This window comes from Haloarcula sp. JP-L23, assembly GCF_011602445.1.
Lineage (GTDB): Archaea > Halobacteriota > Halobacteria > Halobacteriales > Haloarculaceae > Haloarcula > Haloarcula pellucida.
Window position 1 is genome coordinate 331,493 of record NZ_CP050014.1, and the last position, 22,200, is coordinate 353,692.

At 63.4% G+C, this 22,200-nt stretch carries 16 protein-coding genes, 3 tRNA genes and 3 rRNA genes; 6 read left to right on the top strand and 16 right to left on the bottom strand.

The window, feature by feature from the left end; genetic code table 11:
* Positions 1 to 226 precede the first annotated feature (226 nt).
* Together G9465_RS01585 and G9465_RS01590 are read right to left on the bottom strand one after the other, a co-directional pair.
* Positions 227 to 1,990, bottom strand: a complete 1,764-nt coding sequence (locus G9465_RS01585; protein WP_166966913.1) for a nitrite/sulfite reductase — start codon at positions 1,988 to 1,990, stop codon at positions 227 to 229.
* Between the two features lie 93 nt (positions 1,991 to 2,083).
* Complete coding sequence (locus G9465_RS01590) at positions 2,084 to 2,425, bottom strand: hypothetical protein (protein ID WP_166966915.1); 342 nt, start codon at positions 2,423 to 2,425, stop codon at positions 2,084 to 2,086.
* A gap of 267 nt (positions 2,426 to 2,692) precedes the next feature.
* On the opposite strand from G9465_RS01590, the gene G9465_RS01595 reads away from it, so the two are divergent.
* The 4 genes from G9465_RS01595 to G9465_RS01610 all read left to right on the top strand — a co-directional run bounded on the left by G9465_RS01595 (position 2,693) and on the right by G9465_RS01610 (position 4,055).
* Complete coding sequence (locus tag G9465_RS01595; RefSeq protein WP_166966917.1) at positions 2,693 to 2,842, top strand: hypothetical protein; 150 nt, start codon at positions 2,693 to 2,695, stop codon at positions 2,840 to 2,842.
* A gap of 118 nt (positions 2,843 to 2,960) precedes the next feature.
* A complete protein-coding gene (locus G9465_RS01600; RefSeq protein WP_166966919.1) occupies positions 2,961 to 3,626 on the top strand; it encodes a hypothetical protein in 666 nt (221 codons plus the stop codon).
* 34 nt (positions 3,627 to 3,660) lie between these two features.
* Positions 3,661 to 3,734, top strand: a tRNA-Lys gene (locus G9465_RS01605).
* Positions 3,735 to 3,839: 105 nt separating this feature from the next.
* Positions 3,840 to 4,055, top strand: coding sequence for a hypothetical protein (locus tag G9465_RS01610; protein WP_166966921.1), 216 nt, complete (start codon positions 3,840 to 3,842; stop codon positions 4,053 to 4,055).
* A gap of 24 nt (positions 4,056 to 4,079) precedes the next feature.
* Here the strand turns inward: G9465_RS01610 and G9465_RS01615 are convergent, their stop codons facing one another.
* The 8 genes from G9465_RS01615 to G9465_RS01650 form a co-directional block, all read right to left on the bottom strand.
* The gene (locus G9465_RS01615) at positions 4,080 to 4,949 is read right to left on the bottom strand and encodes a hypothetical protein (RefSeq protein ID WP_166966923.1); all 870 of its coding nucleotides are present in this window, start codon (positions 4,947 to 4,949) and stop codon (positions 4,080 to 4,082) included.
* A gap of 552 nt (positions 4,950 to 5,501) precedes the next feature.
* Positions 5,502 to 5,577: transfer RNA gene (locus G9465_RS01620), tRNA-Cys, on the bottom strand.
* A 46-nt stretch (positions 5,578 to 5,623) separates the two neighbouring features.
* Entirely contained in the window at positions 5,624 to 5,881 is a 258-nt protein-coding gene (locus G9465_RS01625) for a hypothetical protein (protein WP_166966925.1), read from the bottom strand.
* A gap of 106 nt (positions 5,882 to 5,987) precedes the next feature.
* Positions 5,988 to 6,110, bottom strand: a 5S ribosomal RNA gene (rrf, locus tag G9465_RS01630).
* 127 nt (positions 6,111 to 6,237) lie between these two features.
* A 23S ribosomal RNA gene (locus tag G9465_RS01635) occupies positions 6,238 to 9,161 on the bottom strand.
* Between the two features lie 200 nt (positions 9,162 to 9,361).
* A tRNA-Ala gene (locus G9465_RS01640) sits at positions 9,362 to 9,433 on the bottom strand.
* Between the two features lie 102 nt (positions 9,434 to 9,535).
* Positions 9,536 to 11,005 (bottom strand): 16S ribosomal RNA (locus G9465_RS01645).
* The 16S, 23S and 5S rRNA genes sit together here with 1 tRNA gene alongside, the layout of an rRNA operon.
* A gap of 641 nt (positions 11,006 to 11,646) precedes the next feature.
* Positions 11,647 to 11,955, bottom strand: coding sequence for a non-histone chromosomal MC1 family protein (locus tag G9465_RS01650; protein WP_166966927.1), 309 nt, complete (start codon positions 11,953 to 11,955; stop codon positions 11,647 to 11,649).
* A gap of 249 nt (positions 11,956 to 12,204) precedes the next feature.
* Between G9465_RS01650 and G9465_RS01655 the strand changes: the two genes are divergently transcribed.
* Together G9465_RS01655 and G9465_RS01660 are read left to right on the top strand one after the other, a co-directional pair.
* A complete protein-coding gene (locus tag G9465_RS01655) occupies positions 12,205 to 12,402 on the top strand; it encodes a hypothetical protein (protein ID WP_004516407.1) in 198 nt (65 codons plus the stop codon).
* 51 nt (positions 12,403 to 12,453) lie between these two features.
* Positions 12,454 to 13,506 carry a quinone-dependent dihydroorotate dehydrogenase gene (locus G9465_RS01660; RefSeq protein WP_166966928.1) on the top strand — a complete coding sequence of 351 codons (1,053 nt, stop codon included), beginning with the start codon at positions 12,454 to 12,456 and terminating at the stop codon, positions 13,504 to 13,506.
* Positions 13,507 to 13,549: 43 nt separating this feature from the next.
* Here G9465_RS01660 and pheT read toward each other — a convergent pair whose 3' ends face one another.
* The 6 genes from pheT to G9465_RS01690 form a co-directional block, all read right to left on the bottom strand.
* Complete coding sequence (gene pheT, locus G9465_RS01665; RefSeq protein ID WP_166966931.1) at positions 13,550 to 15,283, bottom strand: phenylalanine--tRNA ligase subunit beta; 1,734 nt, start codon at positions 15,281 to 15,283, stop codon at positions 13,550 to 13,552.
* A complete protein-coding gene (locus tag G9465_RS01670) occupies positions 15,283 to 16,794 on the bottom strand; it encodes a phenylalanine--tRNA ligase subunit alpha (protein WP_166966933.1) in 1,512 nt (503 codons plus the stop codon). The genes pheT and G9465_RS01670 overlap by 1 nt, the downstream gene beginning before the upstream one ends.
* 253 nt (positions 16,795 to 17,047) lie before the next feature.
* Entirely contained in the window at positions 17,048 to 18,280 is a 1,233-nt protein-coding gene (locus G9465_RS01675; protein WP_166966935.1) for a hypothetical protein, read from the bottom strand.
* A gap of 159 nt (positions 18,281 to 18,439) precedes the next feature.
* Entirely contained in the window at positions 18,440 to 20,071 is a 1,632-nt protein-coding gene (locus tag G9465_RS01680) for a tryptophan--tRNA ligase (protein ID WP_193571725.1), read from the bottom strand.
* 221 nt (positions 20,072 to 20,292) lie between these two features.
* Entirely contained in the window at positions 20,293 to 21,291 is a 999-nt protein-coding gene (gene endA, locus G9465_RS01685) for a tRNA-intron lyase (RefSeq protein ID WP_166966939.1), read from the bottom strand.
* A gap of 146 nt (positions 21,292 to 21,437) precedes the next feature.
* Entirely contained in the window at positions 21,438 to 22,172 is a 735-nt protein-coding gene (locus tag G9465_RS01690; protein ID WP_166966941.1) for an endonuclease NucS domain-containing protein, read from the bottom strand.
* Between the last annotated feature and the right edge of the window lie 28 nt (positions 22,173 to 22,200).

Sequence of the window (22,200 nt, forward strand, 5' to 3'; positions counted from 1 at the left end):
ACCCGGATATACGTACCGACGGTTTCGAGGAGTGTGGGGCCACGCAGCTATCGGATCTCCGCGGTGGGTCACAATCGGTCGCCTCAGAGGGGGACCTGTTGGCACTTTGCTGGACCGGTCCCGCCGGTGTCTCTACGAGCGCTACGAGAAAGCGACGACGGACACCGTGCAGGTGGATACGCGGGGAGCGAGAAAACGAAGACAGCGATGCCGAGCGAGTCGTCCCTCAGTCGTCCGAGGGCAGGGGCTCGCCGTCGCCGTTCGTCGGGGCGGGCGAGGACTGCATGTCGTCGTCCTCGACGTAGGGGTACCACGTCATCTTCGTGTTGTGCATGTACGGGTCGTGGTAGTCCGTCTCCTCGGGTTCGACGAGGTCGGCGAGGGTGTCCTCGTCGCGGGCCTCGACGAAGTCACGGAACGTCTCGCCGTCCTCGCGGCGGTCTTTGAAGTTCTCGACGAGGTTCTTGATAGCGCCGGGCACCTCGTCGGCGGGGACGCGCATCTCCACCCAGTCGGCGAAGCGCGGGTCCTCGCCGAGGCCGCCGCCCAGACCGATGTCCAGGGCTTCGACGGGTTCGCCGTCCTTGCGGGTCTTCATCCCACGCAGGGAGACGTCGGCGATCTGGGGCTGGGCACAGGAGGCCGTACAGCCCGAGAGGTGGATGTGGAAGTCCTCGTGGTCCGCCGGGAGTTCGACGTTGTCCTTGAGCCAGCGGGCGTAGCGGACCTGTCGGTTCTTCGTCTCGACGATGGAAAGCGAACAGAACTCCGTGCCCGTACAGGCGATGGAGCCACGCATGAACGGCGAGGGCTCGGGGGAGTAGTCCTCCAGCAGGGGTTCGCTCTTGAGGTCCTCGAGGTTCTCCTCGGGGACGTCCATGATGATGACGTTCTGGCGCTGGGTCAGACGGACCTCGCCGGAGCCGTACTCCTCGGCGAGTTCTGCGAGTTCCAGCGTGTCGTCGGCGCCCATCCGGCCGACGAGAACGTTCAGGCCGACGTAGTAGTTGCCGTCGTCCTGTTCGTGGACGCCGACGTGGTCGTCGTGACCCTCGTTGCCGCCGGAGTTGTAGGTGTACTGGTCGCGCATGTCCTCGCCCGCCGTCTCCAGTTCGAAGTCGACGAACTCGTCCTGCAGGACCTGACGCATCTTCTCGGGACCCCACTCGTCGACGAGGAACTTGATACGGGCGTTGAAGCGGTCCTCGCGGTCACCGTACTCGTTGAACAGGCCGGACATGCCGGCGGCGACGTCGGCCGCCTGCTCCGGGGGCACCCAGACGTCGATGTCGCGGGCGAGGCGGGCCTCCTTCCGGGAGAGCCCACCGCCGACGCGGATATTGAAGCCGAGTTCGCCGTCCTTCTCGGCCGGTTCGAAGGCGAGGTCGTTGATGTCGCCCTGCCCACAGCCCTCGTCACAGCCGGTGACGCTGACCTTCCACTTGCGCGGGAGGTTGGCGTAGTCGTCGTTGCCCTTGAACATCTCGTGGAGTTCCTCGGCGACGGGCCACGCGTCGATGTGCTCGTGCTTGTCCTTGCCGGCGACCGGACAGCCGACGATGTTCCGCCAGGAGTCACCGCAGGCCTGCTGGGTCGAGAGGCCGACGGACTCCAGTTTGTCGAAGATCTCCGGGATGTCCTCTAGCTTGATCCAGTGAAGCTGGATGGACTGTCGGGTCGTCCAGTCACAGTAGGCGTCGCCGAACTCGGGGTTGTCGGCGGGGCCGGTGGCGTACTCCTTCGCGACGTCGCCGATGACCTCGAGTTGGCCGGGCTTGATGACACCGTTCGGTGTCCCGATACGCATCATGAAGTACGACTCCTGCCCGGAGCGCTGGTGGTACAGGCCCCACCACTTGAAGCGCTCGAACCAGGCGTCGTGTTCGTCCTCGGGGATAGACTCCCAACCCTGCTCTGCGAACTCGAGAAGATGCTCCCGAATCTCGTTACCGTAGACGTCGTCTTTCCATTTCTCTACTTTGCTCGGCATGGCTGATTGTGTACTATCACTAGATACCCAGCCTTATACGACACGCTTTGCCGTCAACCGTCTCCCCCACTCCCCGAAACAGGACAATATTGCCTAATCCGCCGTGCGGGCCAGACGGGTGCGCTTCTCCGGGAAATGAACGCTCTCGTGGACGACACCGTAGAAGTCCCCCGAGTTCGGGTCTACGACGCGACCGACGGTCAGCCAGTCTGTGATACCGCTCGCACCACACGCGATACACTGCCCCGCGATGCGAGCCTCGATGTCCGGGTGGTCGACGCCGACCTTGACGAACCCCTCGGCGAGGAAATCGGTCGTCTCACAGTCACAGAAGTCACTTCGCGCCAACAACCACAGATCCGAGACGTTCACCTCTCTGGAGTCGTTGACGGATATCCACGCCCCGTCGTCGAGCTGATGAACGTCGGTAGTCATTACATCTCATTAGGCCCCCCGACTACCTGAGGGCGTCGGCGCTCGCAATTTTCGCCGGGGTCGGACCGAACCCACTCCCGTCTGGCGGCCCCTGTGTCGGGCTATCACGAGTCACGTTCTGTCAGGTGTCGTACAAGGTAGCTGCACGCGTTGCCGGTAAGCCGCAGTGCGGGCCACAATTACAGGAGAGTGCGCCCTTATGATGGTAGGTCTATTACGAAGGGATACCGACACGCGGCGACTCGGGTCGCCGTACCAACAGAAACGATGACGAACGCACAACAGACGCACGACGAAACCGACGCCGAAATCGACGAACCGTCCACCGACCACCTCGACAACGTCGAGGACGGCTGTGGCTGTACGGAGATCTGGGAACACATGAGCGAAGAGCGCGAAAGCGCTTCGGACGACTAACACCTGTAACTCTTTCGAGACATTCGCCACCGAAGCGACTGCGTTCTCGATAGGCGTACAGGCGACAGTACGGCCCCGGACGGGATACTTTTGTGCGCTGGCCGCGAACGAGGAGACGATGCCAGAGGACGAGCCGTCGACCGACCGCAAATCACCGGTCGGGAAGCCGGTCATCCGTGGTGACCCGAACTTCACCGGCCAGCACGCCGACGAGGCCGTCGAATTCAACCCCGACGACCCGGCGAGCCTCGAACTCGCCGCAGAGACCGTTCGCCGCTTCTCCGAGAACACGGCCGGGGCTGACGACAACGTCTACATGCTCCGTGGCGCAGCGGCGTGTGCAGCGCTCGTCCGCGGCGAAGGGTCGTACAAGGCCGCCGCCGAACGGGCCGGTGGCGAGGCCACCGTCTCGTTCATTCGCAAGTGGTCGCGTGTCCACGACCTCCCGCGCTCCATCCGTATCCACGTCGCCAAGGGCGAAATCGCTCCGACGGCGGCCAAACACATCGCCCGGGTCGCCGGCGAGGCCCGCTTACTGCTTGCGTGGGCCGCACTCGACCACGACCTGACGGTCCGGCAGATCCGCTCGGTCGCGAGCAACGTCAACGACGGCGCGAGCATCGAGGACGCGTTAGCTTCCGAAGGCTACCAGTTAGGCCGCCTCACCGTCACCATCGACGTCGACGCCTACTGCAAACTCCGACGGCGTGCGGCCCTCGACGCCACCGACCCGAGCACCGTCGTCACCGACGCACTGGAGACGACGCTCGACGACGGACCGTAAGGCCTTAATCGCCACTCCCCCCACCGACTATCGAGGGCCGGTAGCTCAGTCAGGCAGAGCGTCTGGCTTTTAACCAGATGGTCGGGGGTTCAACTCCCTCCCGGCCCGTTCGTACTCCGCGAGCGACAGCGAGCGGTGTCGAGCCACGTATGCCGCGGCGGTAGGCTTCTGAAGACCGGTTGATTTACCACGCTTACCACCGAGCGGTCGCATATGAGCACACTCACCGAGCGATTCGGGACCCCACTCAAACCCTTTGGCGTCGCCGCCGGGACGTTTCTCGTCCTCGCGGCACTGGGGACGATTGCCGGCGCACCGTGGACCACCCACGCGACGATGGCGAGCGCAGTGCTACAGGTCGTCGGCGTGGTACTGATGGCCATCGTCGGCGCCGGGCTCGCCTACCTCGGACTGGCGGACGGCGAATAAGCCACGAAAAACGTTCTTCTGCAGTCAGCCGCGAGTCGGGAGGTACGCCATCCCCAGCATCAGGACGGCCGCGATGCCGGCGAGGATGGAGACGCCCCAGAGCCCGTTCTTGCGCTCGTGGAAGTAGTCCTGACTGTCGAGTTGCTCCTGATAGGTCGAGTACTCGTCGACGCTGACCAGTTGCACCGAGTCGTGGTTCGGGAAGTGGGCGAAGTACTGCTGGCCCTGCAGCGTGACGTTCCCACCCTCGGTGAGTTCGACAGTCCGGTTACGGGGTGCGACCCACGTGACGGTCGCGCTGTCTGTGGACACCTGCGACAGCGTGGTCTGCCGGACGCCACTGTCGCTCTGATAGGGGATTGTCTCGGACTGCTGGTAGGTCCGGGTCTCCGGTTCCGGAAGCCACTCACTGACCGGCTGGAGCGTTCCGTTCTCCTCGTAGACGACGTACTGCGTGCCGTTCTGCGTCGCCAGCGAGTCCTCGACTGCTGGGTCCTCGGTCACGAGTTGAGAGGCGTTTAGCTGCTCGGTGAACGTCACCGTGTTGGACTCGTTGCTCGTCGTGACCTGATAGGTGGTGTTGTCGATGCTCGTCGTCGACCCGTTCTCTAAGGTTCCAGAGTACTGCCAGGAGTCGTTAGTCCACGACAGGTCAGCGACCATCGAACCACCACCACCGCCACCGTGACCGCCACCACCACCACTCGACATGTGGATGTTCGAGGCAGTGTACGTCGTTCCGTCGACGGTGAACGTAGTATCGTTTGTCAAGTTAGCGTTCGCTTCGAGTGACACCTCCGGCCGCTGGCTCTCCGCGACGCCAATGTACGCGTAGGCTGCGACACTGACGACGAGGAAGAACGCGAAGTATGCCGCCGCGGCTCGTCGTTGCATATCCGGACGGTCAGTCGGCGCGCGGTTTAATGATTACTTTTCGACCCCACGACGAGACGCGGGACGCGTAGCGCGCCAGTCAGTAACAGCGACCCACGGCAACCGAGACTGACGGCCGAGAATACACCCGTCGCTCGCTGTGAAGGCGTTCAAGTGGTAGCTGCCGACTGTGAACACTGTCCTCGACGACTGCTGGCGTACCGACGCCGACCCGTCGCCGTCCGCCGGAAGCCGCTGACGACAGTCGGCGAACGGACAGTCGGTGAGTATGACACCGCCGACGTTGTAGCCCGTTCCACGAACGTCGTAGTCACACAGTGACCCTCGCTATGGCCGCATCGGTTGTCGAAAGGGCCGTCTCGCCAACTGCCGTACCGATAGCCGCGAGCCCGCTCGTCTTGCGGAACGACCGTCGAAACACCATACTCTTCTTCGTCTGCCATGAGACAGATGGTATATAGACGTAGTAAGACCGAGGATCTGGTGGTAGGCTACCCGAGCGAATCCGTCACGACTCTCGTCAGTACCAAAAGCGTACGGCCTCGATCAGAAAGCCAAGGGCCGGATTTGAACCGGCGATGGGCGGCTCTGCAGGCCGCTGCGTTAGGCCGGACTCTGCCACCTTGGCGCAGTTAGGTATAATGAAGTCGGTCGCTTAAGGGTAGCGAATTCGCCTAGCCCTCTCCCTCGGATTGTCCCGGCTCGCCAACACCCTCAACCGGGACAGCGTTGAAAATAGAGGTCTGGACGTCCTCTGCAGAATCGAACTGTTCGCTCTCGATACGGTCCAGTACCTCCGACATCGGTTCCGACCCGTCAGCATAGACGAGCGTCACGTCGCCGAACTTCGACTGCACCATCTCGGCCGAGAGCGGATACGACGCCTCCCCGAGGAGGTCCGTCAGTTCGTTCAGTTTGACTTCGCGTGGCATACAGATGCCTCTCTTCGTGGTCCCATAGTTACCTGCAGCCTATGATATACAAAAAGCCCCGCAGAGAGATGACTCTCCGCGAGGCCTGAATGTGTATGAATATGAATGGTGGCGGCGAACCAGATTTCCCAGAGGCTCGCGCACTCCAGTACTCCCTGGAACGCTGGCGGGCTTATCTTCCGTGTTCGGGATGGGTACGGGAGGCAACCCCGCCGCTATGGCCGCCTAACGCCGAGTCGCGGAATCGAACCGCGAAACTACCAGTCTCGGTCGAATAACCTTGCGTACGTGCGATCCAGTTTGCGCCTGGACTCGTTCAGTCAGCTCGATGGCTGAACTGCGAGTCACAGTGCGTATGAATGATGGCTTCAGGCTGTTAGTTCTCGTGGGCTCAACACTTCGTTACCTCAGTGCGTACACCCCGAGTCTATCTACCCTGTCTTCTACAGGGGCCTTCAGCGGTGTCTCTTTTCCAGGTGGGTTTCGAGCTTAGATGCGTTCAGCTCTTACCCCGTGCCGCGTGGCTACCCGGCAGCGCTCTCTCGAACGACCGGTACACCAGTGGCGGCCAATCGTAGTTCCTCTCGTACTATACGATCGTTCCCGTCAGACACCATTACACACCCAATAGATAGCAGCCGACCTGTCTCACGACGGTCTAAACCCAGCTCACGACCTCCTTTAATAGGCGAACAACCTCACCCTTGCCCGCTTCTGCACGGGCAGGATGGAGGGAACCGACATCGAGGTAGCAAGCCACTCGGTCGATATGTGCTCTTGCGAGTGACGACTCTGTTATCCCTAGGGTAGCTTTTCTGTCATCAATTGCCCGCATCAAGCAGGCTAATTGGTTCGCTAGACCACGCTTTCGCGTCAGCGTTCCTCGTTGGGAAGAACACTGTCAAGCTATCTTTTGCTCTTGCACTCTTCGCCGGGTCTCTGTCCCGGCTGAGATAGCCTTAGGGCGCGCTCGATATCTTTTCGAGCGCGTACCGCCCCAGTCAAACTGCCCGGCTACCGGTGTCCTCCTCCCGGAGTGAGAGTCGCAGTCACCGACGGGTAGTATTTCACTGATGGCTCGGTGGCCCGCTAGCGCGGGTACCTGTGTAATGCCTCCTACCTATGCTGCACATCGGCGACCACGTCTCAGCGACAGCCTGCAGTAAAGCTCCATAGGGTCTTCGCTTCCCCTTGGGTGTCTCCAGACTCCGCACTGGAATGTACAGTTCACCGGGCCCAACGTTGGGACAGTGATGCTCTGGTTAATCCATTCATGCAAGCCGCTACTGATGCGGCAAGGTACTACGCTACCTTAAGAGGGTCATAGTTACCCCCGCCGTTGACAGGTCCTTCGTCCTCTTGTACGAGGTGTTCAGATACCTGCACTGGGCAGGATTCAGTGACTGTACGAGTCCTTGCGGATTTGCAGTCACCTATGTTGTTACTAGACAGTCCGAGCATCCGAGTCACTGCGACCTGCTCCGTTCCGGAGCAGGCATCCCTTATCGCGAACTTACGGGACTAACTTGCCGAATTCCCTAACGTCGGTTGCTCCCGACAGGCCTTGGCTTTCGCCGCCATGGACACCTGTGTCGGTTCTCGGTACGGACACTATGCTCGTCTTTTCACGGGCCCCAGGTTGAATCACGTTTCCCTATTCCGCCGTTCGTCCGCTTCGTGCCATTACGGCTTCCACGGAGTTGGACGGTTCGACCGGGCGAAAGCCCGGCGTGATCGACCCCAGGGCGTCGACTTTCACTGCATAGTGGCACGGGAATATTAACCCGTTTCCCATTTTGTCTCAGTCGAGTTGCGGTGAGACTTAGGACCGGCTAACCCTCAGCTGATCAGCAGTGCTGAGGAACCCTTATCCATTAGGCCGTCGGGTTCTCACCCGACTATCGCTGCTACTATGGCCAGGATTTTCGTCACTCATCGGTCCACAGGAGTTCTCACCCCTGCTTCCACCCAATGAGAGCGCCAACCTACTCGATTGCCCGATCAAGGGCACGGATAGGTCTCGGTGGTGGATTTGAGTCCCGATCATTTTGGGCGCCTCAAACCTCGGCCGGTAAGCTGTTACGCTTTTCTTAGAGGGTAGCTGCTTCTAAGCTCACCTCCCGGCTGTCTAGGGCTCGAGACCACCTTCAGAGGATTACACTTAATCCACACTTGGGGACCTTAACCTATCTCTGGGTTGTTCCCTCCTGGTGCACAGGCTTACCCCGCACACCGGAATCCCCGCGTCAAACGGCGTTCGTAGGTTTGGAGTTTGACAGGTGTGCCGACTCCTCTCGGAGGCGGTCACACCAATCGGTCGCTCTACCCACGAACTACCTCGGCGGAGGTCATGCTTCGACATGTTTCGGTTGGAACCAGCTGTTGCCGGACTCGATGGGCCTTTCACCCCTACACATAGATCACGAGAGGGTATTGTAGGACACCAACTCTAACAGGCTTCCACGTGCCTTTCGGCACGCTTCACCTTGTCCATGCGTAGATCGTCCGGATTCGGGTCGTGTCCGTGTGGCTCCCCGCCCTTGAAGACGGCGGCCCTCGCGCAAAGCGCTGCGGCCATGTCGGTTTCCCTGTGCCTCCCCGATACTCGGGTTAGACTTGCCATACAGACACACTCCCTGGCTCGTTTTTCAAAACGTACGACGGAACATCGGCTTCCCGTGAGTCTTACTGGAGACTCGCGTCTCGGTCATTCGTCACGGGACCTTGTATGCCCCGTCGCTCCATCGCCAACTGAGTTCAAGCTCTATTTCGCCTCCCTTCTGAGGGTACTTTGCAGCGTTCGTTCACACTACTTGTGCACTATCGGTCTCGAGGAGTGTTTAGCCTTCGCAGTCGATGCCTGCGTTGTTCGCGAGGGATATCCAACCCCCGCTACTCCGGAACTGACGCACAGCGTACTGGTCTTCATTACGGGGTTGTCACCCTGTTTCACGCCCTGTTCCAAGGGACTTCATGAAGACGGTCTGCTGATGAGAGTCAGTCCAAACACCACATTGCCCGTGAGGGCTTCGGTTTGGGCTGTATCGCGTTCACTCGCGGTTACTGACGACATCACGTTGCGTTTTCTTTTCCTCCCGATACTGAGATGTTTCAGTTCTCGGGGTTCCTCATTGCGCGAAGCAATTGTGAAGAGATTCTCATTCGGAAATCCTGAGTTCTTAGCCTCCGTGCGGCTCCCTCAGGCTTTTCGCAGCTTGGCACGTCCTTCTTCAGCTCTCGAGCCGAGCTATCCACCAGCTGGCATAGTAGCCAACGTCGTTGTGACTCGCTAAACTGAACGAGTCCAGTGGACGCCTGGATCGCACGTACACACGGTTTCATACTCGCCCCAAGGTGGTAGATGGTGGGCGAATCGACCCTTCCTATCCTCGGTTTTACCCGGGATAGTGCACCGGTCTTCGTACCATATCCCATCGCCGTCCCACACTTAAGGGCACGGTTCGGGGCTGGCACGTGACATGGACCCACTGGGATTTGAACCCAGGGCCTCCGCCTTGCAAAGGCGGCGCTCTGCCGCTGAGCTATGGGCCCGGCAGATCCGCAGGTGTTAGCCCTGATAGTTCATAGGTGCCCGGTCGGCGAGTGTTCTCGAACACCATAGGTGGGTTGGGCAGAGCCCCAATCCCGATCAGTAGGAGGTGATCCAGCCACAGATTCCTCTACGGCTACCTTGTTACGACTTAAGCCCCCTTGCGGAGCCCAGATTCGACCAGCGCATGCTGGCCTCATCCGGACCCCACTCGGGTGCTTTGACGGCGGTGTGTGCAAGGAGCAGGGACGTATTCACCGCGCGCTTATGACACGCGATTACTACCGAATCCAGCTTCATGCGGGCGAGTTTCAGCCCGCAATCCGAACTACGACTACGTTTGGAGATTAGCTCCACCTCTCGGTGTGGCATCCCACTGTCGTAGCCATTGTAGCCCGCGTGTTGCCCGGTCCATTCGGGGCATACTGACCTACCGTTGCCCGTTCCTTCCTCCGCTTTAGCAGCGGCAGTCCTCCTAGTGTACCCAACTACCTCGAGGGTATTGCTGGCAACTAGAAGTGCGGGTCTCGCTCGTTGCCTGACTTAACAGGACGCCTCACGGTACGAGCTGACGGCGGCCATGCACCTCCTCTCAGTAGCTCGAGTAAGCTCGTCAAGCTGACTGTCGTTACTACTGTCGGGACCGGTGAGATGTCCGGCGTTGAGTCCAATTAAACCGCAGGCTCCTCCGGTTGTGGTGCTCCCCCGCCAATTCCTTTAAGTTTCATCCTTGCAGACGTACTTCCCAGGCGGCTCGCTTCTCGGCTTCCCTAGGGCGCAGCACAGGCTCGTAGCCTGTGGCACACCTAGCGAGCATCGTTTACAGCTAGGACTACCCGGGTATCTAATCCGGTTCGAGACCCTAGCTTTCGTCCCTCACCGTCGGGTCCGTCCTCCTGAGGTGCTTTCGCCATTGGTGGTCCGTCCAGGATTACAGGATTTCACTCCTACCCCGGACGTACCCCCCAGGTCTTCCGGCCCCAAGCCGAACAGTTTCCGCTGGACGCCGACGCGTTGAGCGCGTCGATTTCCCAACGGACTTGCACGGCCGGCTACGGACGCTTTAGGCCCAATAATATCGGCCATCACTCGTGCTGCCGGTATTACCGCGGCGGCTGGCACCGGTCTTGCCCAGCACTTGTTCCTGTACCTCCCTACAGTACAGAAAAGCGAGGACTATATGCCCTCGCACTCGGAGTCCCCTTATCGCACTCTCGTGCAGTGTAAAGGTTTCGCGCCTGCTGCGCCCCGTAGGGCCCGGAATCTTGTCTCAGATTCCGTCTCCGGGCTCTTGCTCTCACAACCCGTACCGATTATTGGCATGGTGGGCCGTTACCCCACCATCTACCTAATCGGCCGCAGCCACATCCTACAGCGCCGGAACGTTTCTCACTCTCGACACTCCAGTCTGAGAGTGATATCCGCTATTGGCCTCAGTTTCCCGAGGTTATCGCGGTCTGTAGGGTAGTTTGGCCACGTGTTACTGAGCTATACGCCACGAATCTAAGTTCGTGCGACTAGCATGGCTAAATCGGACTCCAATAGCAATGGCCTCCGGCAGGATCAACCGGAATGTATCCCGGCACAATGCCGGGGGGTTAGGCGGGATCACACCCGTAAGGGTGTGGTCGCTATCGAAGGGTGTTCGAGGACACCCGTCGACCGGGTGTCACCGAACTATCAGGGCTAACATCAGATCCCATCTGTACGGCGGACCGCAGGTGTGGAATCCTCATTTCTCCGGACCTGTATGTTATCTCGAAGCCACCTTAAAGGCTTCGAGTTGCGATGGCGAGTGACCTCGCCGCAGTCCAGTTCGGCCGGGTTTCGTCGGCCCCGGCCAGGCCTCATTCGCGTTCTATCCGAGTGCCCTGTATCACATAAGGGCATCGGTGTTCGGTCGCATCCAATCGCACGACATGAGCGACCTTCGAGTCCCATTCGATTCCACTGTTATACTTAAGTGGAACGATCGGGAGCTGGCCTGACCGGGGCGCGTCGCCCCGTACCGCGTTCACATCAACTCCGATGGGAGGTCCACACTTAACCCCGTCGGACCGAATCGAGTGCGTCAGGCGGTTACACGGGTGAGAGAGCCTCATACGGGCCGGCCACACGGGAACAGAAAACGCGGTGGAACCCGATGGCTCGCGCTCGCGCGCGCTCACACGAGCGTCATTGTAACTCGTCGAAAAATCCCGGACTGGTCAGGGACTCAGATGTCGTCGAGGTGTTCGACACCCTGTTTCGAGACGTTCCCTTTGGTAATGTCGCCGGGCATCCAGTCTGGTTTGTCGTCGGGGGCCTCCTCGACCCACGCCCACGCCTCGTAGATGTGGACTTTGTGAGTCCCTTTCTCCCGGAGTCGTATCTCCTGTCGGTCGGCATCGTCTTCGCTGTCGGCCGGATCGAGCCGGCGGGCTGCCTTCAGTGCAGCCTGTCGGGGAGTCCCGCCTGAGAAGACGCTCGATTCATCGCCATCCTCACGGAGCGCAAAGTTGCGCTTGTCACTGTCGCGTGCCATGGTTTTCACCGCTCCATGTCAATTCAGCACATGGCACATTATAAATATACCCCCCAATCCGGCTCCCGTCCCGGGGTATATTTATATACTAAGAGCTATTCCGGTGGGTATCGGTCGGAATCCACGCCGAAATCGGGCGAAAAAGCGGCCGTGACTGCGCGCGCGCACCCGGACCACGCGCCGTCTGCCGACCTGCGGCACGGTAGACTTAAGTGTATCCTACGGCGATGCACGGAATAGGATAGCGCGATGGTGCGAAAAAAGAAGCTCAGCCCGAGTGGCGCCAAGGATGAGGACGGCGAGTACCACAACGTACATATCAACATTCACGAAGACGAACTCGCCGTCGCCGGGATGGAGATCGGCGACGAGGTGTTCGTACGGGTGCGGGACAACAAGATTATCATCCAGAAGGCCGACCCCGAAGAGGTCGAACACGACTTCTAATCGACCGTCACCGGTGTCACGGCGCCACCGAGACGGCGTTCGAGAACGCTCATGAGACTCTACGATATCGCGAAACCGGCGTTGTTCTCACTACCAGCAGAGACAGCTAACAACGGCGTCCACACGCTGCTCGAAGCAGTGCAGGGGACGCCAATCGCCAGCGCCATGGCTCGACGGTACACCGTCTCCGACGATCGTCTGTCGGTCGATGCCTTCGGCCAATCGTTCGACAACCCCGTCGGTGTCGCCGCGGGGTTCGACAAGAACGCGACAATCCCGTCGGTGCTCGCGGCCCTGGGCTTCGGGTTCGCCGAGGTCGGCGGCGTCACCGCCGAACCGCAGACGGGGAACGCACGACCTCGGATGTTCCGCCTGCGCGAGGACGAGGGGATCATCAACCGGATGGGACTGAACAACGACGGTGCGGACGTCGTCGGCGACCGACTGGCCGCGACCGACGCCCCGATTCCCGTGGGAGTCAACATCGCCAAGAGCGAGCACGTCGGGACCGCCGACGCGCCCGAAGACTACCGGTACACGTACGAACGGGTGGCCGAAGGCGGGGACTTCTTCGTCGTCAACGTCTCTTGTCCGAACTCACAGGGCTTCGAGGAACTGCAGAACCGCGACGCGATGACAGCCATCTTCTCAGAACTGCAAGACGCCGGTGCGTCACCGCTGCTCGTGAAACTCTCGCCCGACCTTCCCGAACCGGCCGTCGAGGACACCCTCGACCTCGTGACGGAACTGGGACTGGACGGCGTCGTCGCGACCAACACCTCGACAGAGCGGCCGGCCAGCCTCCGCTCGCCCAACGCCAGCGAGCAGGGCGGCCTCTCCGGGAAGCCAATCGAGGGACAGTCGACCCGGATGGTCCGCTTCGTCGCGGAACGGGTGGACGTGCCGGTGGTCGGCGTCGGCGGCGTCTCCAGTGCCGAAGGGGCCTACCGGAAGATTCGTGCCGGCGCCTCCCTCGTCCAGTTGTACACCGGACTGGTGTACAACGGGCCGTCTACCGCCCGAGACATCAACGAAGGCCTGCTCGAACTGCTCGAAGCGGACGGGTTCGACAGCGTCGAAGACGCCGTCGGTGCCGATTTGTAGCGACGTCGAGTACGTCTGCCCGAGTAGTAAGCGAAGGCGCGGGCTATTCTAACGCGTCCAGTCGGAACTCGAACGCCGCCACCGGCAGTTCCAGGTCGTGGTCGACGAGCACCTTCGGGTGTATCTCGCCGACGACGCCGACCGAGTCGCCGTCGAGGACGATTTCGGCCGCCCGCCCATCGATGAACGAGGGATGGGTCGTCGGCGGCGTCCGGAGATCCGTACCGAACGCTTCGGCGATGGCTTGCAGGCGGGCCTTCGCGTCCTCGTAGGAAGCGTCCGTGCGCGCGAGGGCGCCCGCAACGGTGCGGTGTTCGGCGACGCCCGTGTTCTGGGAATCGTCGAGTCCGGCGGCGAGACCGATCTCCGCGAGGTCCTGTGGGTAGCGACGGTGGGTGTTGTTCTCAAGCACCATCAGCAGGGAGGGCAGCGCCCACGTCCGGAGAATCGTGTAGTCCTCGCTGTACGGTTCCTGGATGGTCACCGGGTCGGCCGCCCCGAGACAGTCGTCGTCCGGGGAGACGTTCATGCGGCCGAAATTCTCGGCCTCGTTGGTCATGTGGAAGTTGAGCAGGTCCTCGAAGCCCAGACCAACGAGCGTGTCGCGGGCGGCGTCCTCCAACCGGGAGCGCTCGTGGCGGCCGCCGACCGTCGAGACGTCGGGGTAGGTCGGTTCGAGACTGTTGAACCCGAGCGCGCGCCCGATGTCGTCGATGATGTCCAGCGGGTGAATGACGTCGACGCGGTAGGGCGGGACCTCCACCTCGAACGAGACGCCGTCCTCGCTTCGTATCTCGGTGGCGTCCAGTCCGGCACGCTCGGCGTAGTCGACTACCTCGCGCGGTTCGAGGTCGACGCCGAGGATGCTCTCGATGCGGTCCAGCGTGACCGTCTTGGTGCGGACCTCGAAGTCCGGGCGCGAGAGCGTCCGGCCGGGGTACTCGCCGGGCGCGTCGTCGGCGTACGCTACCTCGACGCGTTCGACTTTGCCGCCGCGCGCTTCCAGCGCGTAGCAGACGATGTTACACATACGGTCGATGGTCCACTGGTCGGTCCCGGTCATCTCGATGAACAGGTCCCGGGAGTCCTCGGTCACCTCGGTCCGGCGGCCGTTGATGACCGGCGGGAACGAGAACAGGCCGATAGCGTCGTAGATGGCCGGCACGCGGTCGAACTCTGCCACGAGGTCGCCGTAGGTCTGGCCGGTCTCGTGGTCGGCGACGACCTCGTTGGGCGTCATCTCCCGGTCGGCGTCCAGCGGTACGAACGTCGCCTCGTCGGGGTCGGCGCTCGTGTAGGTGATGGACTTGCCGGTGCCGTCGGTGGCGGCCTCGCCTTTCAGCATCGTCAGGTCGTGGACGCCGATAGCGCCCTTCGCTCGCTTGCGGCCCATCGTCGCGTGGAGTTTCTCCTGCAACTGGATCAGAGACTCCAGTGCGTCCTCGCTCATGTCGAGGCCGCGGACGACGGCCCCAGTGACGTAGGGGCGTCCCTCGGGTTGGTCCGTGACTTCGATGGTCCACTCGGCGCTGTTCGTGGCCGGGACGTAGACGCCGCGGTCGTCGCCGTAGTGGTAGCGCAGCGACCGGGCGACGCCCTCTACTGAGAGCCGATCGAGGCGGTCCGGGGCGAACTCCAGTTGGAACTCGTCGTCCTCGGTGCGGCCCTCGAATTCCAGTCCGAGGTCGAACAGGTCCGACTTGAGTTCCTCGTCGTCCTTCTCCTCGTGGCCGGTCAGGTGGCGCAGTTCGTCGGGGTCGACGTCGACGACGGGCATCAGTGCATCACCTCCGTCTCGCGAAGCAGTTCCAAGTCACAGAGCGTCCCGTGTACGTCGCGGATGTCCTCGAAGCCGTACATGAGCATGAGTAGTCGTTCGAGCGAGAGGCCCCACGCCATCACGTCGCAGTCGACGCCCAGCGGGGAAAGCACCTCGTCGCGGAAGATGCCCGAGTTGCCCACCTCGACGACCTCGCCGGTCTCGGGGTGGGTCCCGAACAGTTCGAAGCTCGGTTCGGTGTAAGGGTTGTAGTGCGGTTTGAACTCCAGGTCGGTGATGCCGAACTGCTCGTAGAACTCCGTGAACGTCCCCATCAGGTCCCGCACCGAGAGGTCCTCGGCCATCACCCAGCCCTCTATCTGGAAGAACTCCAGTAGGTGGGTCGGGTCAAGCGTGTCGTTTCGGTACACCTTCTCGACGCTGAAGAACCGCTGCGGTGGCTCCAACTCGCCGATCTCGTGGCCCGAGAGGTACCGCATCGACAGCGACGTGGTGTGGCCACGGAGGTCCAGTCCTCGGGCGACGTCTTCCTCCCACGGCGAGTGGTACCCCTCGCCGTCGGGGCCGACGCCGTTCTTGTGGGCCGAGCGGACGCGTTCGACGAGGTCCGCGGGGAGGTCGTGAATCTCGTCCGGTCGCTCCAGTGCGAACTGGTCCCAGTGGGTTCTGGCGGGGTGGTCCTGTGGCATGAACAGGCAGTCGTTTATCCAGAACTGGGCGTCGACGTGGGGGCCTTCCATCTCCTGAAAGCCCATGCCGACGAGCGTGTCCTTCACGCGGTTGGCCGTCTGGCGGAGGATGTGCTCCCTGCCGTGGGGCACGTCCTCGGCGTCGGCCTCGACGTTGTACTCGGTGAACTCGACGCTTTCCCACTCGCCGCTGGTGAGCAGTTCGGGGGTGAGCTGGTCGACCGTCTCGGCGACCTCGACGCCCTCCATCAGCGCCGTGACGCCGTCGTCGGTGAGTCGGACCGAGCGGACGGTCTCCTCGCTGCGGTCCAGCAGACCGCGGCGTTCGAGTTGGTCGAGAGCGTCGGCGTCGGCGTCCTCGGCCCGGCCGTCGGCGACGGCTTCCAGCGCGTGCATCTCCGGGTCCCGGCCGGGCGCCGCGTCGGGGTCGGCGGTTATCTCGCCGCTGTCTATCTGGCCGTACCCCTTCCGGGCGAAGTTCGAGAGCGCGATGTCGACGGCCCCACCTTCGAGGCCGGAGGCACCGATGACCTCGCCCATCTGGACCGGGGACTCGTCGGCCCCGGCGTCGAGTGCGGCCTCGTAGAGGTCCTGCTCCGGGAGACTCTCGCGGACGTACCGATCGCCCTCCTCGGTCAGGTCGTAGTGTTCGAGCGTCTCCTCGGAGACGGTCACCAGACCGTCGGCTTCCAGTTCGAAGGCGGCCCGCGTCGCCGCTTCGGGTACGAGGCCAGCCTCCTCGGCCACCTCGTCGATTCGTCTGTCCTCCTGTGCGTCGGCGGCCTGTAAGATGGCCACCTGTGCCTGTGGTCGTTTCATACGGGTGTCTCGGTCGTTGTCGGGAAGTAGCGCGGGTCGCTCAGTTAACGGTTCTCACTTCCTGCCAGCGGTTTCGTCGGGCCGCTACCTCTCGGTGCGGCCCGAGTCCACTACCGGCCGGAAGCGAAGAAGAAACCGAATCCCGGAGCGCGGACTGGCTGACGAGCGGCGCCGGCACGGTGGGATTCGGGTGCCATATCCGTCCGGTGGCAATGGGCGATAAAAAGCGTTGTGCCACCGACGGCCGGCTCGGTCACACCGGGAACAGGACGAACCCGCGGAACTCGAAGTCGGCCTCTTCGTCTTCGCGGAGGGTGACACGTGGTCCCTGTCCGGTGCGGGCAACGGCGAGTTCGGCGAAGTCGTCACCGTCCATATCGCCGAAAGCGGCGTCGATGGCGTAGCCGTCGTCGTCCCAGTCGTCGCCGTCGGTAAACCGCAACTCGAAGTCGGCGTCCTCGTCCTCGTGGACGAAGTAGCGGGCGTTCGACTCGGCCCGCCGAGTGACGACGAGTTCCTCGTAGCCGTCGTCGTCGATGTCGCCGAAGTCGATACTGGTGGCGTAGGCGTCCCGTCCCCAGTTGCGGCCGGCGGCCAGCGTCCGTTCGAAGTCGGCGTCGGCGTCCTCGAAGACGAAAAAACGGGCGTTCGAGCGGGCGCGTCTGGTGACGCCCAGTTCCTCGTAGCCGTCGTCGTCCACGTCCCCGAAGGCGAGGTCCGTCGGATAGCTGTCCGACCCCCACTCGCGGCCGCCGCGGAACAGCACCTCGAAGTCCTCGTCGGCGTCGTCGTGGACGAAAAAGCGGGCGTTCCCGCCGGCCCGCCGCCCCACCGCTAGTTCGTCGACGCCGTCGTCGTCCACGTCACCGGCCGCCAGCGCCGAGGTGGCGATACCACGTCCCCAGTCCCGGCCGCCGCGGAGCAGTACGTCCTCGTCCTCGTAGTCGACGACGAAGAAGCGGGCGTTCCGCCGGGCGGACCGTCCGACTGCGAGTTCGTCCACTCCGTCGTCGTCGAAGTCTCCCGCCGCCAGCGCCGTCGTGTTCGCGTCGTCGCCCCAGTCTCGGCCCGCCGCGAGGAGGCGGTCGAAGTCCTCGTCGGCGTCGTCGTAAACGAAAAAGCGGGCGTTCCCGCCGGCCCGACGACCCACCGCCAGTTCGTCGGCCCCGTCGTCGTCGAAGTCACCGAAAGCGAGCGCCGTCGCGAAGGCGTTGTCACCCCACTCGTCACCACCGGAGAACAGCACCTCGAACTCCGCATCCTCGTCGTCGAGGACCCAGAACCGCGGCCCGTCGTCAGTCCGAAGCGCAACGGCAACTTCTGCACGGCCGTCGTCGTCGGCGTCACCCCACGCGACGGCCGTCGGCCCGTCGGGCAGGTCCTCGAGGGGGAGGGGGATGGCCGCGGCCTCGGACGCCGCGCCGCCGGCGAGGGCGGTGCCACCGAGCGTTGCACCGGTGTACTGGAGGTAGTCCCGTCGCTGCATGGCGCCCAATAGTTAGAACGTCGACAGTAAAACGACAGAGCATCGTTTACGCACTCGTGAGGGCGGAAGAGCGCCTTACCGCAGGTGTAAGCCGACCGAAAGCCGCCGTCGAACGGACGGCTCCACCTCGAAGGGACGTTGTGTCGGCTTACCAACTGTTCACGACCGTTTGCGGTCCGTATCGAGGTCGATGTCCAGTTCGTCCAGTTTCTCCTCCCACTCGGCGCGTTTCTCCTGGTGGTCTTCGAGGAACTGCGCCATCAACTCGGCAGCCTGTTCCTTACAGCCGCCACAGAGGCGCTCGCCGCCGACACACTCCTCGTACACCTCGGTCGCGAACTCGTCGTCGTCGCCCGAGAGGAGGTAGGCGTACAGTTCGTAGACGGGGCACTCGTCGGCTTTCCCGCCCTTCTCTCGCTGCTCCTCGGCCGTCGCGCGGCCGCCGGTCGTGGCCGACTTCACCTTGTCGTAGCCGTCCTCCGGGTCGTCGAGCAGGGAGATGTGCGAGGCCGGAACCGACGAGGACATCTTCCCGCCGGTGAGGCCGGTCATGAAGCGGTGGTAGATAGACGACGGCGGGAGGAAGCCGTAGCCGCCGTTGTCTAGTTCCACCTGCCGGGCGAGTTCCTCGGCCTCGGACTGCGAGAGGTCGAAGGCGTCGACGTGTTCGTCGTACACCCGTTTCTCGCCGTCGACGGCCTCGATGAGCGCCTCGAACGCCGCGTCAGTCGCCCGCCGGTCGAAGATTCGTGTCCGGGGCCGGAGCGGTTCCTTCCCGGCGTTTTCGAGTTTCTCGACGGCCGATTCGCGGGCGTCGGCCGGGGCTGGCTCGTGGTCCCGAAGCCAGTCGGCGGCCTCGCCACAGCGGGGCATCTCGGGGTCCTCGGCGTACTCTTCGCGGGCGTCGTAGGCCTGCCGGAGCAGTGGCCGCTCTTCCGGTTGGGCCTCGAAACTGGCGAACGCCTCTGTCACCCCGAAGTAGCGCATCCGCGCCGCGAGGTCCCTTGCGAGCCGCATGTGCGGGTCCTGGTCCGGGCCGACGGGGATGACCGTCGGTTTCGGCTCGTCCAGTTGTGGGTAGAGGATGTCGGCCATCTGCGTGACGACCGACTGCATGTAGGAGATGTTCGTCTCGCCGTCGAAGTCGTAGATGGCCTGCAACTCGGAGGCGTTTGCCTCGGCGCCGAGTTCGAAGGCGAGGTCCTGCAGTTCGCGGTTCTCGGACTGGCGATACAGTTCGCCCTCCTCGGGGTCGAACCCGAGCGCCAGTAGCGAGAGGACGTAGCTCCGGGCGTGTTCGTCTATCTCCGCCCACGTCAGGCCGCGGGCGGCGTGGGCTTCGAGGTCGGCGATGAGGCCGTAGGCGTCGGCGCCCTGCTGTTGGTGCCAGATTATCTCGTCGAACACCATCTTGTGGCCGATGTGGGGGTCACCGGTCGGCATGAACCCCGAGAGCGCGGCGAACTCCTCGCCCTCGCGCATCGCCTCGGCGACGGGGCCGTAGTCGCGGTGGCCGAAGATGACGCCCCGGCGCATCAGGTAATGGGGGTTCGGCACGTCGGGTAACACCGCGTCGAACTCCTCGATGCCGAACTGCTCGAACAGTTTGCGGTAGTCCGCGATGGTCGAGGAGCCCCACGGGTCGAGTTTGACCTCGTCGGCGCCGGCAGCGTCGGTGCCGCCGTCGGTCCGGAGGTCCGACGAGGCTCGCCTCGCCTCGCTCGGCTCGCCGCCGTCGGTCCGCGTCTGCCCGTCTATCGATTCGTCGTCAGTGTGTGAGTCGCGCATCATGTGTCGTGTATCGTGTCGGTATGCGGTCGAAGCCACGGCCGAGAAAGCGGAGGGAGCATCGCCGGACCCGTCGGCGGGTTACGCCCGTCGGACGGGAACCGCGAGACTGTCCACTTCCCGGACGCGCCAGCGCCAACCGTCGACGGGAGTGGACACCATGTGGGGGACATGCGCGAACACGGTCTTATGCCTTCCGGGTCCGTACGAACGAGCAGGGCCGGTTACGGCGTCAGCCGCTGTACTTCGACCCACTCGACAGCGTCGCCGCCGACCAGCGCGAACACCATCGTCTTCCGAACGCCGTGGGCCAGTCGCACGTCCAGCGCGAGGTCCCGCGGTTCGAACGCGTGAGCGGCCGGCAACGCCCGCACGAGCAGTTCCGAGTGCCCGAGGTCGTCGACGCTCTCGACGTCGGCGTAGGTCCGGAAGTCCGCGCCGAACTTGAAGCCGGTCTTGGGGACGACCCCTGCTTCGCGGAGCGCGGCGTAGACGGCCAGTCGGCGGTCGAACCGTTCACCTTCGACCGCACGGCCGCGTTCGACGACGGCGTCGGCCCCGCCCGCGATAGAGAGAACGCTCGCTCGGGCGAGGTAGGCGGCCTCGACCAGCGACAACTGGACCGCATCGTCGTCGATCCGCTGCCCGTAGAACGCCCGTTCGTACAGCGCGCCTGGCGGGTCCCAGCAGAGGACTCGCTCGGCCAGCAACTCGCCGTCGACCACCGAGAGGTCGGCGTCGCTGGTCCCACTGACCTCGCGGTCAGTCGTGTCGAGATACGTTATCTCGCTCTCCTCGTCGACGACGGCCAGCACACAGTCGCCGAGCGACGACGCCGGCACGTCGTCCCGTTCGCCGACGACGCGTACCCGGTATGCGATCTCGTCGTCCCACGGCCCCTTCCCGCGCGGGTACACCACGAAGTCCACCCCGTCGGGGTCGTCGACCCAACTCTCGCGGGCGGGCGTGAGGTAGAACCCGCGGTCGCGCAGGTCCTTGTAGACGAGGAAGTCGACCATCGGGACGGCCGACGACCCCAGCAGTTCACGGAAGTCCATCCCGTCGACGGCCTCGATGTCCCCCCGATAGAGGAGGTGAGCCGCCTCCACCGGCGCGAGGTCGAGGTCGCCGTTCCGTGCGTGGCCGTAGCCGCGCGAGTCGTAGAACCGCTCCCGGGCGCGTTGCCCCGCCCGGACGACGTCGCCGTCGAGTGTGAGGTCCATGCCTCTGGGTGGTTCGTGCGTGGACAAATCCTCTGTGGGTTGGGGCTAGCAGTCGTTTGGAAGTCCGTCGTCACTACGACTGCCACCGTGAACGCTACGAAAGCCCCACCCGGTCGTCTGTTTCATCAGCTTGCGCGGCGGACCAGTCACAGCGTGCCGACGAGTCCCGCCTCGCAGGTGCTGTCCAGACACCGACGGCCGCCGGCCGTCTCGAACACCGGGAGACCACACGGGCACTCGTCGACGACGACGCCGGAGGGGAACGAGAACCCGGTGTCGCAGTCGGGGTAGTGCTCACAGCCAGCCAGCAGGCCGCCGCGGCGGATGATTCGCAGGTCGCCATCGCAGTCCGGACACGACCACGCGCGGTCGAAGGCGTCGGTCACCCGGTCGTCCAGCGACTCGCAGTCCCGGTCCAGACAGAGTTCGAACACCTCGCCGCGTTCGACGCGCATCGTCGGGAGGCCGCAGTCGGCACAGCGCCCGCCCGTGACGGTGGCGTTCGAGGGCAGGCCGTACTCGCCCTCGCAGTCGGTACAGGTGACGCTCCCCCGCGCCCGGACGAGTGTGCCGGGACAGTCCGGGCAGTCGGCCACCGGGACGCCGGCGTGGGAGGCCGGGAACCGGGCGCTGCCGTGTTCCTCGTGGGCGACGACGCGGAGCAGTTCCTCGCCGTCGCTGGCGGTGACGACGCCGTCCTCGACGGTGACGCTCTCCGCACGGGTGAGCCACGCCACCGGTTGGTAGCCGGTGGCGTCGTGGACGAGGACGGTGTTGTCGGGTTTGACCACCACCAGCACGTCACCGCGCTGTTCGCGTTCCCGGGACCCTTCGAAGACAGTCGTACACTCGCCGGCCATCACGCGCGTTCCGTCGTGCATGGACGGGGATGGCCCCCTCCCGGTATCT